This is a genomic window from Leptospira limi, assembly GCF_026151395.1.
GTDB lineage: Bacteria > Spirochaetota > Leptospiria > Leptospirales > Leptospiraceae > Leptospira_A > Leptospira_A limi.
Genome location: NZ_JAMQPV010000003.1, coordinates 301289 through 317801 on the forward strand (window position 1 = coordinate 301289; position 16513 = coordinate 317801).

General features: G+C 36.8%; 11 protein-coding genes and 1 other annotated feature. Of the genes, 1 reads left to right on the plus strand and 10 read right to left on the minus strand.

Translation table 11 applies throughout. The features are described 5' to 3' along the window. Positions 1–32 precede the first annotated feature (32 nt). Positions 33–416 carry a hypothetical protein gene (locus ND812_RS16555; protein ID WP_265376459.1) on the plus strand — a complete coding sequence of 128 codons (384 nt, stop codon included), beginning with the start codon at positions 33–35 and terminating at the stop codon, positions 414–416. A gap of 83 nt (positions 417–499) precedes the next feature. Here the strand turns inward: ND812_RS16555 and ND812_RS16560 are convergent, their stop codons facing one another. From ND812_RS16560 to hsdR, 10 genes are all read right to left on the minus strand, one after another. After that, positions 500–1168: a DUF2461 domain-containing protein gene (locus tag ND812_RS16560; RefSeq protein WP_265376460.1), complete on the minus strand. Its 669-nt coding sequence runs from the start codon at positions 1166–1168 to the stop codon at positions 500–502. A gap of 1905 nt (positions 1169–3073) precedes the next feature. After that, positions 3074–3318: a sequence feature (23S ribosomal RNA rRNA prediction is too short), on the minus strand. Between the two features lie 215 nt (positions 3319–3533). Next, entirely contained in the window at positions 3534–4583 is a 1050-nt protein-coding gene (locus ND812_RS16565; protein ID WP_265376461.1) for a DNA cytosine methyltransferase, read from the minus strand. Further along, the gene (locus ND812_RS16570; RefSeq protein ID WP_265376462.1) at positions 4580–6067 is read right to left on the minus strand and encodes a response regulator receiver domain; all 1488 of its coding nucleotides are present in this window, start codon (positions 6065–6067) and stop codon (positions 4580–4582) included. The genes ND812_RS16565 and ND812_RS16570 overlap by 4 nt, the downstream gene beginning before the upstream one ends. A 5-nt stretch (positions 6068–6072) precedes the next feature. After that, on the minus strand, positions 6073–8982 hold the full coding sequence (locus tag ND812_RS16575) for an ATP-binding protein (RefSeq protein WP_265376463.1): 2910 nt from the start codon (positions 8980–8982) through the stop codon (positions 6073–6075). Between the two features lie 31 nt (positions 8983–9013). Further along, positions 9014–9718 carry a hypothetical protein gene (locus ND812_RS16580; RefSeq protein ID WP_265376464.1) on the minus strand — a complete coding sequence of 235 codons (705 nt, stop codon included), beginning with the start codon at positions 9716–9718 and terminating at the stop codon, positions 9014–9016. Beyond that, the gene (locus tag ND812_RS16585) at positions 9690–11414 is read right to left on the minus strand and encodes a restriction endonuclease subunit S (protein ID WP_265376465.1); all 1725 of its coding nucleotides are present in this window, start codon (positions 11412–11414) and stop codon (positions 9690–9692) included. Before ND812_RS16585 ends, ND812_RS16580 begins: the two co-directional genes overlap by 29 nt. A gap of 123 nt (positions 11415–11537) precedes the next feature. Then, entirely contained in the window at positions 11538–12005 is a 468-nt protein-coding gene (locus tag ND812_RS16590; protein WP_265376466.1) for a DUF3800 domain-containing protein, read from the minus strand. 65 nt (positions 12006–12070) lie between these two features. Beyond that, entirely contained in the window at positions 12071–12313 is a 243-nt protein-coding gene (locus tag ND812_RS16595; protein WP_265376467.1) for a DUF3800 domain-containing protein, read from the minus strand. Positions 12314–12491: 178 nt separating this feature from the next. Next, entirely contained in the window at positions 12492–13937 is a 1446-nt protein-coding gene (locus ND812_RS16600) for a type I restriction-modification system subunit M (RefSeq protein WP_265376468.1), read from the minus strand. A 21-nt stretch (positions 13938–13958) separates the two neighbouring features. Then, the gene (gene hsdR, locus ND812_RS16605; RefSeq protein WP_265376469.1) at positions 13959–16367 is read right to left on the minus strand and encodes an EcoAI/FtnUII family type I restriction enzme subunit R; all 2409 of its coding nucleotides are present in this window, start codon (positions 16365–16367) and stop codon (positions 13959–13961) included. Positions 16368–16513 lie beyond the last annotated feature (146 nt).

Here is a 16513-nt window from a genome sequence, read left to right on the forward strand (position 1 = left end):
GAATATGCTCTCTTTGGCTCGGGGTATTTCTAATGAAAATAATTTCTTCAAATATAAAATGGATCATGTTAGTCTCTGGACTCATCACATGTTCAATGATTTTATCTGCATTACATCCGAATCTGGGTCTAACCTTGACTTTCGGAGAAACAATGGATGGAAACTTAGCAAACATCATCGTACGCAATTGGGGAGCACTCATTGTGATCGTAGGTGGAATGTTAGTCTATGGAGCTTATCATGAACCAAATCGTAATTTAGTTCTAGTTGTTGCTTCGATTAGCAAAAGTATCTTTATACTCTTAAATTTAGTTTATGGACAAGCTTATTTAGCAAAATCAAGTCCTGCGTTGGTTTTTGACTCTTTATTGGTGATTATCTTTGTATTGTATTTAGCTTGTAAACCATCAAAGTAATCAATCATTTCACTCACGGAAATTCTTTGCAAAAGATCCATGGATCATTGTGCCTCACAATTAAAAATGAGCACATTGATCCCTTATTTTCGATTCATCGCTTGGTCCAAAAATTGATTCAGTGGATAAACGAAGCGAAACAATTTTAAAAGGTCCTCACTACTCAATTTAGAAGTTAAATCTCCGTTCTTTAAGTGTTTTGCCACTGCAAACCCCTTATACTTGAGGATTTCGATCATAGGATGGTCTTTGGCAAACCCTCTTGGAACCGTTTTCACTTTCTCTGCATAAAATTCTTTTCCAAAAGTATCATAAAATTTTGGATCATTTATAATTTTTAGAAAACTTTTAGAATCATTAGCAATTTGATCCCGGATTTTATATAATGATTGTGCATCTGGTTGGTAACAACCTCCACCTAACAAAGAACCATCTGGCTCTATATGAAGGTAATACCCAGTTCCATCAATTTTTCGATTCCCGCCTTTCATAAAAATCCCAAAGTGTGTTTTATATGGACTTTTATCCTTGGAAAATCGAACATCTTTATAGATTCGAAAGATACAAGACTTTGGATCTATACCTTTCACAGAACTATCAAATTTTTCAATCCCTGATAACAAGGCACCAGTGAAGGACAATAATTCTTTTTGAATTTCGTCAAATCTTGGCTTATTCTCTAAAAACCAATCTCTCTGATTATTGTTTTTAAGTTCCGATAAAAATTTAAAAACTTCATTACTTAACTTCATATCAATTAAACAAATCCCTTACATTCATATTTGTCATTGGAAGGAAATCCAAAAAAATGACCTGAAACAAACTGTTACGTCTATTCTCTTCAATTCAAAGAAGATCCCTATTCTACTTCAAGCAAAACATAGATCCAAATGAAATTGTAGAACTCCCAAGAAAAGCAAGAAACTTCACTGAAAATTAGGACTAAGTTCACGGTTCCATTGGAGGAGATTCCAAAATTAACTGACTCAAATTCTACATTAACGATTGTTTGCGGAATATTTCTATTTTCTGGCGGAAAGTTTATCAAAGGGATTCACAATCCTTACATTGAAAACATAGCTAACTTCACCACCTTTCTCCAATTTAAGTCAATAATTTATTGTTTTTTGAAAGCCTGAAATAATATTCCTGTATCGCAAATGATCGGAAGTTTTCCGTTTTAGCAATAAAAAGGAATACTGAAAAAATTGATTGAAACGATTTTTATACGGGAGACCAAATTCATGAAAAATTCAAATTTTATCTCCAAAATGAAAATTCAATGTTGGTGATGATGCATCTATTGGTTCAGGTCTCACTATCAATTATTCAGAACCAAAAGTAGATCAAAACTTCCCGAATGATTACACAACGTTTGACCAAAGTACAGGTATTATATAGAAAACATGTTCCGAAGGATTATCGGGGCCAACTTGTACAATCAATAGTCCAGGTGTGACAACGGGAGGTTTATCAACTTCAACTACTTCTTGTTTATCACATAACTCTGCTAATTCGGGAAAAGGATATTCTGGTTATACTTCATGGCGGTTTCCAACAATGCGAGAGCTCCTGAGTACCAACGATGCGAGCAAAACTTCCGTCACTATCCATAATACAACAGGTCTTACTTGGCAAAAATGTTCCTATGGGCAAAACAATGATGCGAGTTGTATAGCTACTGCCACTAACATCAATTGAGTTGGGGCTATATCTTATTATAGTGGATTATCTTTAGCCGTAAAAATATGGAGACTATCCAATCGAAATGAACTGATCAGCTTACATGATTACACGAAAGCCGTTGGGCCAAAAATAGACCAAACAAACTTCCCAAATACAGTCTCATTTACTGGAGGATACTATTAGACATCTACTACCAATGCACCTGGAATCACAAGAGTATGGTATGTTAACTTCACAACAACGTTTAACAATACTTATGATGTCCAACCCAAATCCAATTCTTTATATGTCCGCTGTGTTTCTCATGAGCGTTCATGTTGTACCAATTGGCGCTCCCAATCAAACGAATTCACAAATTAATAATTAAAAGGGATGGGCTACTTATTCGCCTTTGGATCTGGTCTAGTGAATTCAAATGAATAGCGATGTTCGGCAGTTAGGCCAAGTTCAAGTGTGAGTCCATATCGAATGAATATTAGAAATAAATAAATTCCAAAAGCAAAAATAAGAAACTAAGAACCAATTGCATTCTTAGTTTCAGTGTAATTACTTTCTATTTATCTACAAAGATTAATGCAGAATGCCTTCCCGACTCCTGCTCACGTGACATCCATGTCACGATTCGCGAGCTCCGCAATCCTTGCTCCGCCACCGTCAGAAATGCATTCTGACTTGGTTAAGCTCTGGAATATCGGTATCACTCCCCGGGCATAAAAAAAGCCCTGAACTTTCATTCAGAGCTTTCCCCAACATTTGTATACGACAAAGGTTTTGTTTTTCCCAAGAGGGAAAGCCTGCGGAGCACCAAGCGGCACTGCCGCGACTGCGAGCACCCGACCGATTGCGTGAGCTTCGAGCTCTAGCAATCAAGTCGTTCGGCACAGACCGCCAAACAGAACAAAGTAAAACAAACAACACTTTCAATGACATACACGATCGCAATCGTGTATATTGTAATATGGTCAAGCCGATCGAGCGATTAGTATCACTTGGCTGAATCCATTACTGAACTTACACCTGTGACCTATCAACCAGGTCGTCTGCCTGGACTCTTCAGGGAGATCTTATCTTCAGGTGGGCTTCCCACTTATATGCTTTCAGCGGTTATCCCGACCGAACGTAGCTACTCTGCCATGCCACTGGTGTGACAACAGATGCACAGTGTCCCTTCGGGCCAGACGAGTTTTGGCTAGGCTAACGCTCCGCCAAACTCGCATTCTCGCTCCCTATGGGTCGCTGCGAATGGTTCGACCAACCCAGTCCTTTGAATTGATTTTAATGACTTGGGCGTTCCCAATTTAATTGAATTGTTGAATAGTATTGAATTAGGGTCGGGCTCTCCCTCGACGAGGCGCTCGGTCGATCCCTAACGCGGAGGATTTAAATATTTGAAACTTGAAAAGCTTTTCGTATAGAAGCGTATAATGAAATTTAATCTTTATTCATTATTTGTTTTGCAATTTGCATCGCAAATAAAGGCGGGACAGCATTGCCAATCTGCCTTGCAATGCATCCAATACTACTCCCTATAAATCTATAAGATAAATCAAAAGTTTGCAATCTGGCACCTTCACGTAAGGATAAAGCTCTATTTTGAGTGGGATGAGCGAACCTTCCGTTTGATATGCTAAAGAATTTTGTAGTTATTGTAGGAGCAGGAGAATCCCAACGCATTCTTCCGTAAGTGTCATGGAATGTTTTAGGCTTTTTATACTGACATGGGACAGCAAGTTTTACGTCGTTGACATATGACATTCGATCTCCTCCGTTTTTGATAGTTTTAGACAATCTTTTCAGGTTTACTTCCGATAATCCAGCCACTGTATGCAAATTTGGTGACTCATCTCTATACCCTGCTTTTAGAATCGGGAATCCCTTTTTTGGATGAATAAATTCTCTGACTGTATTAATAGTATTAACATTTTCTGTAGGTAAAGATATATTGTAATCAACTCGAGAAGCAACCAACAAAAAACGTCTTCTAGTCTGAGGAATACCGAACTTTTCTAGACGAAGAATATCCATTGAAACTTTATAATTTTTCTTTTTTAAAAAATTTACAAAATCTTTTAATGGGCTTTCAGGAGATGTAACAATTCCTGGAACATTTTCTATAACTACAAATCCAGGAAGGTAGTGTTTAACAAATCTTTGAAAATCGTTCAATAAATTTTTGGATTCAATTGATTTTGATTTGTTGGTTTTGATAGTAGAGAAGTACTGACATGGACTGCAACCGATAAAGATCATTTGGTCATCCATTTTTCGAATGGAAACGAATTTCTCCAATTCAGAATATTTCAGTTTTTTAATATCTGCTTCAATAAATTTAGAATTAGGATGATTGAACTCATAAGTCTCTTTGCATTGATGATCAATATCTATACCGGCTAGTACTTCAACTCCAGCCTTACGAAAACCTGATGTCATTCCTCCAGCACCACAAAAGAAATCTATTGCCTTGAATGATTTATCTTTCATTTCTCATCTCTTAGACGTCTTGTATATTCGGGTATATTTACTCCCACTCTATTTTGTTTAGCCCACGTTCTTTGGAGGATTCTATCCACAAAAACTTCTTTCAGTCGACCAACATAAGTGAAATCCTTAATTTGTTCTATATCAAGACTTGGAAATCCACTTAAGTCATTGGATATTTGGATTTCGCGAATAGTTAATGTAGACCACTCAACTATTATATTTTTATCAACAAAAGTTTGAACATAATAACCCTTGTTTGTTTTTTTTATTTTTTCAACTTTATTTCCGCAAATAAAATATAACTTATCATCTTTGTTTATTCTATAAAGATCACAATCTTGAACAATACATAAAAGGAATTGATTCTCTTTATTATCAAGTAAGACTGTCCCTCTTCTCAAATAATCGATTAAATTCTCTGTCTTGAGATAGCATTCCTGAAGATAAGAAAAATTATTTTGTGAATCTAAATTGAATTCACCTTCTGATTCTAATTTTAAATCTTGCGAGTTTTCTTTAAATATTTTTTTTAATTTATCTTCATACTTATTATCTTTTTCACCTTCTAATTTAGTTAACGCTTTTGGAATTAATGGTGTCAGTATCTCATCTGAAACTATTTTCAAGGGGGACGATTCTAAATGCATATTAAAATGATCTAAATAAATTTTAGAAACCCAATCACTCATCTCATTAGGCATTGCAGTAAAAAATGATTGTAGAATGATTGCTGAATCTGTCCCATTTGGTATTTTAGATACTAAATTAGATATATTTTTTGTTATATAATTTGATAATTCAAATCCTGCCCAATGGAGTAAGTCAGGAAAGGATTCGGACATTAAGTTATAAGCAATATCAAACAAAGCTTTTCCATTTTCTACAATAGTGTCTTCTTTTTGAACTACACATAAAAAAATATTTTCTTTTCGAAATATTTTTTTAAAATGTTTACTATTGCTTTCACTAACTTCGACTACAGATTCAAATTTATCTTCTTCGGATAGCTGATTTTCAACTTCCGAATCTAATGATTTAAATTCTAATTCTGATTCTAAAATTCCTAGTAATTCTGGAGTAAATTGAGAATAAAATAAAATAAATTTTAACTTTTTATCCTCAGAAATTTTTCGTAAAATTTCAATAGATATTTCATATTTTTCCTCTAACCCTAAATGCCAATCAAGAATGATTACTTCGCCATTCAATGCATGATTCACTGCAAGCTGTGTATATTTTTCTTTCTCATCCTCCTTAATCGATTTTCCTTCTTTGGCTTTTTCTTTTGGGAAATACTGCAAATGACAGTTGATATCAGACTCGATGCATTCCTTATAAAAATTTGCATATAATTTATTTATCTTAATCTCTCCGTTCTTCCAAGAAGATTCATCGTAACAATCATCATCAATCACAACGACATTCTTAAAATACTCTTTGGCAATTCCTTGCTTAATTTCTTCAATTGTTCCTAATCCAGTCATTTTCATTAACCTTCCTCATCTTGTTTAGGCATCATTATTAGAAAATTAGCCCCGTCTAGGGCGTTCTTCATTTTAATTTCAGATAAGACTAAGTCCATTCCATGGAACTTTAAAGCAGTTCTTGAAAGGTAAAGCCCAAGTCCTCTTCCAGTTGGTTTACGTGAAAAATATGCTTCAAAGATTCTTTCCTTATCTCTTTCTGCAATGCCAGGACCTGAGTCAGATACAACCAATCCCTTGGGATCAATTGTAAACCGGATTTCTGGATTAGATGGTGACTTATCGATCCAATATTTCGCATTATTTATAATATTTATGAGTGAAGCATAAAGTACCGATCTGTTTGTATTTTTCCACACAAGGTTTAACACGGATTTAGAAACTTGAATCAAACCGACTTCAAATTCATCTTTAAATCTCTCTTTTAAAAATAAAAAAATTTCAGATCCTGTTACAGTCTCATACCTTCTTTTTCCTGCTCTATACAATGGCGATAAGGATTCGATCTTTTCATTTATTGATTCAAAAACGGACTCTAAATCTTTAAAAGTATTCTGATTAAAACTCTTGTTTAGAGTTTTGAAATCTTCCTTTGCCTGCTTAAATAAAACCCTATATTCATGATCAATTCCTTCCACAATCAGACCCAATTGTGCGAGTTCTACATAGATTAATTCGCGCTCTTGTAAACCTTCTAGCTCTCGATGAAGATCACCGATGGCAGACTCCATACTCTTTGCCGCAGACATTCTTTTAATGTCACGAAGAATACTATCCCAGTAAGGTTCGATTGTGACTTTGGCAAGTTTCGTTTGGTCAGATAGTGCTCTCTCAAATTTTTCAAGATCTTCCACTTCACCATTTACAACTGTTAAAGCAGGGTTATCTCCAAGTGGATTGCGAACGATACGTTCAATGTCTGATTTATGCTTTTTAAGCCAACTTGGTATTCTTTTCGATTGAATTTCATCTAAACAACTTAACAATTCGGATTTCTTGACTTCTAGGTTGAGAAATAATCGCTCCTCCTGTTTTTTCAGCCTAGAATCTAACTTTTGTAAGTATAAATACTTGTCAGAAAACTTTTTCAAAGCAGAGTCAAGTTGTTTACTGAATTCAACGAGTTGCTTATTTGTCTTAGTTTCGAAAAGTTGTTTATCAGACAGATAGCTATCCCAAGAAGCGAGATTCTTTCCATTGGGTTGTGCTAAATTAGGAATGTCTTCTATCAATTCCTCTGAATCTGATTCAAACCGCTCCCGAATCCGAGTTAATTTTTCCATATACTCAGAAATCTTTTCAATATTCCCAGATTTTAAATCAGAAAGATTGACTTTCAAAGATTCTATTTCAAGTGTAAATTTCTTCTTTATTTTTTCTAAATTTTTCTTTGATTCTTTATACCTTTGTAAGAACTCTTTCGTTATTTCTTTGGCTTCTAAGTCGAATGGTCTATCTTTCTTTTTTTGTTCTGCCGCATATTCCTCCTTGGGTTTAGTAGCAAGATAAGTTAGTGCAATATCTTTAAAAATTTCAGTTAAGATATGCTTAAATCCTCTATAATATTTATCTTTTATAAAGCCTTCCCTTCCAGCTTTATCTTTTAAGCCAGGATTATTATTGGATGTAATTCCAACATAACCAAACATACGTCTATGAGAAAATACATACGTTCCACTTCTTAAGTTTCTACGATACTCAAACTCTAAGAAATCTTGGTCATCTCTACCATAAGGCATTACTCGAATTCCATCGCGGTAAACGTATAACGCGCCTATTTCCGCCAATTTATCGCTAAAGTATTTATGTCTATCACTCGAAAGTGATGTTTCATCAACTTTTCCTAAAACATACCCAACTTTTAAATCTAAAGTGCCAGGGTAATCGCTTCTGGCGGGTAGATCTTTTGTTTGATATTCATATTTATAAATTTCATTAAACCTTCTAAAAGTCCCTTTCGCAAAACCATTCTTGTCAATTGTCAAATCTATTTCGTAATCAGCTTCTTTGAAATCTTCCTCTATCCAGAATGCATCAGCAGCATTAAATGCTTCCTTGTTATCAATATATGGTTTTATTTCGATTCGAGGTTTTTCTCCCGAAAAATGATTGTTGAAGCCAAAGAAAGTTTTCATTCCTTCCGATGCACTCGACTCTTCGCCTTTAATTTCTCTTCTTTCTCTGAAAATTTCAGCAACCTCATCCTTAGTATCGAAAATATAGAAACTAGTTCCCATCGAATCAATTGGGAAATTAACAGATTTCAAGCTAGAGTTAAAAACAATTTTTGATAATTTTTCAATTTCACTAATGGAATTATAGGATTTTGAATTTTTATTAATCTGCTTTTTATTTTCATCTAACCAATCAATAAAGAATTCATTTAAAAGTAATGCCGCATCATACGGCTTATCATTAGCACCTAACGTTATAAAAGGAATGTATATTTCATCTAGATTGAATTGTGAAAATTTAAATAGATCCCAAAACACCAATGCCATGGTTCTTTGAAGATCTTTTCCTTTTCCCCAACGTGTCCAAACTAAAACTGCTGAGCCCAGTGATGCGACCGCCAAACGACCGATCCCTTTTTCTCCAAACGGAGAAAATTTGTCGATATTCTTCCTTTGCTCGTTTGAGGCATATTTAAGGTACTCACTATCCGGTTTACTATGCCGAGAATCAGTTGCAAGAACTAGCCATTTATCTCTAAGATCCGAAGCTCGCATTCCTAAGCCATTGTCTGAGAATTCGAGAATACTTTCTTTAGTATGATAATGTGCAACGATATTGCTTGCCTGTGCATCTACTGAATTTTTGAATATTTCAGTGATTGCTGAAGATGCATCAGCAATTTGCTCGCGACCAAGAAGATCAACGACTCGGGCCTTCGTTCTAAAACTGATTTTTTCCATTAATTCCTCAAATCCTCTGCTGCATATCTTGCTATAATTCGCAGTCAAAATGAATTTCTGCGGCAAGAAATTCTTTCATTACGATCTTAACTTTTATACTATCGACAGATTGTTGTAATTGGAATCGATAAACTCCATTTTGGACAACTATCCATCCTCTTTCATCCAAATTTTGCCTTTCAAATAGCCTAATCAGTAATCTACTCCCAACCTCTGGAAATAAGTCAGGTTCGCCCACAAAAGATTCGAATTGGTTTTTAAAAGTGTCATCCATTCTTGGGAGGAAGTTCATTTTCAATTCTTTGGGAATTTGCTCCACATAAAGACCAAGTTCGAATCTTATATGGCCAAGAGCATTCTTGATCAATACATTTTCGAAACGATCATCTATAAATAGCTCTTTAAATATTCTACTATTGTTTCCATATGTCCTCTCCAATTGATTCTTCAAATCAGATTTCATTGAAAGAATGTTGGTTACTCTTTCGTTCATAATCCAATCGTAATCATAGTGAAAAGATTTTAAAAATTCAACTGCACAGGCAACATATTCCTCATCTTTAGAGAAACTACCATTACATTTTATGCAGGAGGGAACTACTGATAGATCCGTTGGGAATGGCTCGTCTAATAGTATTTTGGATGGACAGTGGTCTCGTGATTGCGACTCAGCTTGTTTGCAAAAAGTGCAGAAATTTTTCATTCTATCAAATGCAATTCCTTGAATACGTATCATTCACCATCCCCTTCAAAATCTCTCCTCTTTTCTCCTCCGCCTTCCCGATCCTTTCTTCCAGCTCATCGCATAACGCCAAAAACTCGTCCACCTTTTCCACAATCCGTTTTTGTTCGGCAAGAGGAGGAAGGGGGAGAGGAAATTTTGACAGCTTTGTCATACTTAATCCTTCACGGGATACACCAACCTGCTCTTTAAAAACTAAATTTTGAAAAAAGTCTGATATTATCAATTTATGCAAATATGTGACTATACTAGGAGTAAATGTTCTTAATATTGCTACGTGCTGTGAAACATTTGCCTCCTCAAAATTCAAAGGAAAAATTGTCGAACGTCCAATTGATGCTCCAGTAATATTCAAAAGAATATCATTTCCGATTACTTTGGTTCCTTTCATTTTTTCATGAATTGATTTTGAAATCCGTGCAACGTCATCCAAATATAAACCATCATTCCAAACATTTTGAGATCTTAAAAACATTATACCATCAGTGGTATAAACAGATTTTCCACCTAAAGGAGTACTTCCAGCACCAAACTTCTGGAGAACCTCCCCTAACCGCACCCACTCCCATCCCTTAGGAATCACAAACGGCTTCTCCTCCTCTTTGATAGGTTGCAAAGCCTCACTCTTCTTTACCTTCCCCTCTTCCACCAATCGCGCCTTCTCCGCTTGGATCTCTTTGAGTAATTCACTCGCAGGCTGGTCGCTTGGATCCTGTTCTACGAGTTTCCCCATCACCGCGAGTTGCAAAATTGCCTTTCTCAGTTCTTTGACATTCTCTTTGACAGAGTAGAGTTCGTGAAAATGAGTTGTGAGAAATTGAAAGTATTTTTGGAAACTTTCCTGCGAATCAGCTTCTAACATCTGTGTGATGATAGATTGGTGCAGGTCTTTTCGTTTGGTCTCTTTTGATTTTTTGAGTCGTTCGAGTTCATCGCATAACGCCATAAGCTCATCGATCTTTTCTACGATCCGTTTTTGTTCTGCGGGAGGAGGAAGGGGGATAGGGATCTTTGATAGTTTTAATTTATTGATAATAGGAGTAGCCGATCCGCCTGCATTTTGTAAGATTGTTTTCTGGAAATAAGGAGAATCTACTGAATAAAAAATATAATGATAAAAGATTGAATTATATGGAGTCACAGTATTGATCTGTTGATTGCAACTCACATCTCTATCATTTAATGCTACTTTGCCTATACTACCACCAATACACACTATCATTATTGAATTCGCTTTGATTAATCTTGCTTTTTCTAATCCTTTTTCCGATAAACCATTTTCATTATATTCAATTTTATAATTTTTAATATCTCCAGGCCCAATAAAAGGTATAAATTTTCCATAATTCGATTGGTCTTTAGTTTCGGGAGTAGTTCCTGTTTGCATCTCTCCAACCTCCCCAAGTCTTACCCACTCCCATCCTTTCGGAATCACAAACGGCTTCTCCTCTTCCTTTACTGCAGGCAGTGCTTCACTCTTTTTGATCTTTCCTTCTGCCAAGAGACGCGCCTTCTCCACTTGGATCTCTTTTAGGAGTTCACTCGCTAGCTGGTCGTTTGGATCTTGGGAAACCAGTTTTCCCTGCATGGCAAGGGTTAGGATCAGTTCTCTGAGTTTTTTGATTCCATTCGGGTGTTCGAGGGCGGTGTCAAAATGGGTTTGGAGGAGTGGATTTAGGGAGTTTGGCATAGAAGTTTCAGGTTGACGGATAGGTAGACGATAAGTAGACTGATGGATGCGACCGGGCTCCTTCCAAAAGGATGTTCTGGCCGCAACAAAGTCGCCCGCTTGTAGCGGGTGCAATTTTTGAAATCATACATATACAATGCCTCGGGCATCTTTTTTACTAGCTTCCTTTAATAGAATTGGATCCAAAATATCAAAAAGACGATCCACGTTATATTTCTTGTAACTTCCCTTCGGATATAAATTACGATACAATGCATGTGCAATCAAGTCGGCAATCTGCACAAAATACGAGTGTTCTGATTTCCGAATCACAGGATCTTCCAGAATTTGATTTATGTTAGCCATTCGGGGTTTGCTAGAATACAAACTTGGAACAGGATTATAGATTCGCATCTTTCGAACAAGTCCTCTTAATTTTGGCTCATTCGTTTCATCAGAAAAAAGAATCCCATACTCATTTCCTTTTTTCTCTAAAAATGTATTAAAGCGAGTGATTAAGAATTTCCAACAATCTTCTTGAATATCCTCATCCAGACCAAATGATCGATTTTCCTTTCGATATGCAACATTCAAAATTTTTGCCTGATTCATTTGCGATGTAATATCTGTCAAAATAGATTGATAGATTTGAATTCGTTTGCTCCGATTCAATTTCTTTAAAAAAAATTATCTCTAGGATTGATAAACTCGGAACCTTTCACTTCCAAGCGAACAGGAATTTCATACTGCTGTTTGATTGCTCGACGTAGATTAACAAATGTATTAAGATAGGTCCGCCACTCAGTCATTGGAATTATGATGCCAGATACGATGTAATGCGGTGAACCTTTTCTTGCTTCCCCTACTTCTGCAATTTCTTTTCCAGGATCCCCAGATTCATCTATATACATAAAATACATTTACTTTAATTTCTCCTTCTACGGTCTAAGAAAACAACTTACTTAAAAATCAATTGACTCATTTTTAAGTATCATGGCTCATTAGAGTAGAGCCTGTCTTTGCATGAACTCCGACTCCATGTCGTCGAAGGGTATCCTTCTGAGTGCTTAGCTGGGCTTCTTTATTTTCTATCTATTCCTAACGAGTCAAAGCTTTCATCAGTTCTTGTTTGAGTTTGTCTCTTACTTGGTTTAGCTCTTTCGAAACGTCTTCGTATTCGCGGGCAAGCTCCTCTGGATCTCGGTGCACCACATCCACAACATGTGGATTTTTAAAATCCAAATTGTAATTGCGAGAGGCAATGTCTTTGACACTTACCTTCCAGGCAAATTCGGTTTCCTTCCGTTTGTTCCACCATTTTTTTTCGAGATCAAACTCTCCAATGGTCAAAGGTTTGGAACGGGAATAGGATTTATAACCTGGTGGATAGGGATGTTCAAAAAACCAAACTTGTTTGGTAGGTCCTCCCTTTTCCAAAAAGAGAATGTTGGTATTGATACCCGTATACGGGCTAAACACACCTTTGGGAAGACGAACAATTGTATGTAAATTGAATTCTTCGAGTAACTCTCGTTTGAGATTTGTTTTAGTTCCCTCTCCAAATAAAAATCCATCGGGAAGCACCACAGCCGCCCGACCCGTATCATGTTTCAAAAGGTGCATGATGAGGGCCATAAAGAGATCGGCAGTTTCCCTCGTTTGGTATTTTTTGGGAAAATTGTTTTCGATTCCATCTTCTTCCATTCCACCAAATGGAGGATTTGTGATGATAATATCCACTCGATCTTTGGGACCATAATCCTTCAGCGGACGACTAAGGGTATTGTCATGGCGGATATTGGTCGGAACATCGATTCCATGTAACATCATATTGGTGAGAGCAAGCATATGAGGAAGAGGTTTTTTCTCCACACCATGGATGGTTGTTTGCAAAATCTGTTTGTCTTTTGCAGTTTTGATCTGCTTCTTCAGATGTTCTATGGATGTGGTGAGAAACCCACCAGTTCCACAAGCGGGATCCAAAATGCTTTCTCCCAGTTTCGGATCAATGATGTCCACCATAAACTGAGTTACTGCACGAGGTGTATAGTATTCCCCTGCATTCCCTGCCGATTGTAAATCAGCCAGGATCTTCTCATAAATATCATTAAACAAATGTCTGTCGGCAGAACTATTGAAATCCAAATCTTCTTCGATCGTGTTGATCACCTGGCGAAGTAAGGTGCCAGATTTCATATAGTTGTAAGCATCTTCAAAAACACTACCAACGACTCTACCTTGGGCACTCACACCAGCTTGGGTTGCGAGTTTCTTCAACGCAGGGAAAAGATCATTATTCACAAAATCAATCAACTCTTCACCAGTCATCCCTTCCGAATTGGACGCCCAGCTACTCCACTGAAACCGAGAGGCAAGCGGGGATTTATAATCTTTGAGTGTGAGTTTCCACTCTTGTTCTTTATCATCAAAGATTTTCAAAAAGAGAAGCCATACCATCTGGCTGATTCGTTGGGCATCTCCATCAACACCCACGTCTTTCCGCATAATATCTTGAATCGACTTGATTAGTGTTCCAATTGCCATATTGTTTTGTTCAACCTTAGCTTAAGCTATCTCACGGTACAGTGCATTTTCCAAACCAGTAATGGCTTCGTTGTATTTTTCAATCCCACCAAATTCTTGGATGATCTCCATCGGTGTTCCAAATTCAGGAAATGGATTGATAGTAAGGATTTGTGTTTCTTCAATTTGAACCACACCTGAGTCTGCGTATTTTTCAAGAAGCGCATCCAAAACCTTTCGTGCTGCTTCCCCATACTTCTCAAAGTAATTCGTTTTTTTGACTCTGTCGGCCCGTTCCCGTCTTGTCAAAGGACGTTTGTCCCAGACTACGTGGCAGATCAAATCAAAGGGATCCACATCCTTTCCCACATCTTCCGCAAGAGCTTCTAAAAAGACTCCTTGGTTTGCTAGTTCTTCTAAGATCGCTTGTTTTCTTTCTGTAGCATTCCAATGCTTTCGGAACTCATCAAGTGTGGAAAATTCTTTGGTCACAGTTTTTCTGGTGTAGTCTTTCAAAGACTCAGTCACCAGTTTTCCATTGGCATCAAAGTATTGCACTCGCTCCGAAGCTACACGAACTTCCACACTATCCACATAGTATTTCAATACACGATTTCGAGGCAAATCCCCTTCCTGAAATTCTCTTCCATCGAAGCGTAAGGAGGGATCAAATTCAGATTCATTTTCGCCGAATCCAGTGACACCGTTGGATGAACCAACATCTCCATCCATTTCCTCATCCAAAGATTCCGGAGGTGTTACTGACTCTCCTTCCTTTGGTTCATAAATCTGCACGGGGTCTCCATCAAAATCAGGATCCGCAAACAACTCCGTTGCCCGTTTAAAATCCATAATGGTGAAATAGTACTTATCAAAATCTTCGTTAATGCGTGTTCCGCGACCAATGATTTGTTTGAATTCCGTCATCGATTGGATTTGTTGGTCGAGGACTATCAGTTTGCATGTTTGCGCATCCACACCTGTTGTCATGAGTTTGGATGTCGTTGCAATCACTGGGTATTTGGATTCAGGGAAGATAAAATTATCCAGCTCTTCTTTACCTTCTTCACTATCCCCTGTAATCCTCATCACATACTTACTATTTTGACTAGCCAAATCGCTGTTTTCATTGACCAGTGCTTGCCTCATTCTTTCCGCATGATCTATATTTTCACAGAATACAATGGTCTTATGAAAACGATCGTTCTGCTTCAAAAATTCACTGACTTTCGAAGCAACAAGTTCCGTTCGTTTGTCTAAGATAACTTTTTTATCAAAATCACTTTGTTTATAAACTTTATCTTCAATTTCATTTCCATACTTATCTCGCATTCCCTTTTCAGGTCGCCAGCCAGATAAATCCTTATCTAAGTCAATCCGAATCACTTTGTAAGGCGCAAGAAACCCGTCTTCAATCCCTTGTCTTAGCGAATATGTATACACTGGTTCCCCAAAATAATGGATATTAGAAACATCCTTTGTTTCTTTGGGTGTTGCGGTTAGTCCAATTTGAGTCGCAGAAGAAAAGTATTCAAGTATAGCACGCCAATTAGAATCTTCGGCTGCACTTCCCCTATGACATTCATCCACTACGATCAAATCAAAAAAATCTGGCGAAAATTGTTTATAGATATTTTGTTCTTCTTCCGTGCCAGTGACTGCTTGATACAAAGAAAGATAAATTTCGTACGATTTGTTCGCTTGTCTCTTTTGAATTTTGGTCATTGCAGATCCAAACGGCTTAAAATCGTTTGTCATTGTTTGATCTACCAAAATATTTCGATCAGCCAAAAACAAGATTCGTTTTTTTGTCTTGGATTTCCATAACCTCCAAATGATTTGGAATGCTGTGTATGTTTTTCCAGTCCCAGTCGCCATAACAAGTAGCAGACGCTTTTGCCCTTTAGCAATGGCTTCGATCGTTTTGTTAATTGCTAAAATTTGATAGTATCTGGGTGATTTATTTGATCCATCACTATGATAATCTTGAGTGACAAGCTCTTCCTGCGTTGAGTCAAGTCCTTGCGCCTCTTTCCACATTTTCCAAAGTGATTCTGGATTTGGAAATTGATCCAAACCCAATTCTGTTTCAATGTTTCCCTCACTCACAAGTTTGTTATGAAATAAAAAAGAATCTCCATTAGAACTAAAAACAAATGGAACTTGTAACAAATCTGCATACTGAAGGGCTTGTTGCATTCCATCGCCAACAGAATGACTATTGTCCTTTGCTTCGATCACAGCTATAGGGATATTAGATTTATAAAACAAAACATAGTCTGCACGTTTATTCTTTGCTCTGGTATGCAACTTCCCACGAACAATGATCCGTCCGTTTGTAATGGGAAATTCCTCTCTCACTTGCCACTGCAAATCCCAACCAGCTACCTCTAGTGCAGGATTAATAAACTTAGAGCATATATCACGCTCAGAGAGGCTTTTTTTATTCATTTAAGGCATTCCGATCAGGATATGAAAACCTGAATCCTATTTTATCTTTTGAAATCAAAATCTAACAAACATTACTTTGTAAGATTCATAACTCAATTACTTTTTAGGGTATATCCTACCTCAGACAAAACAGCGATGTGAAATAA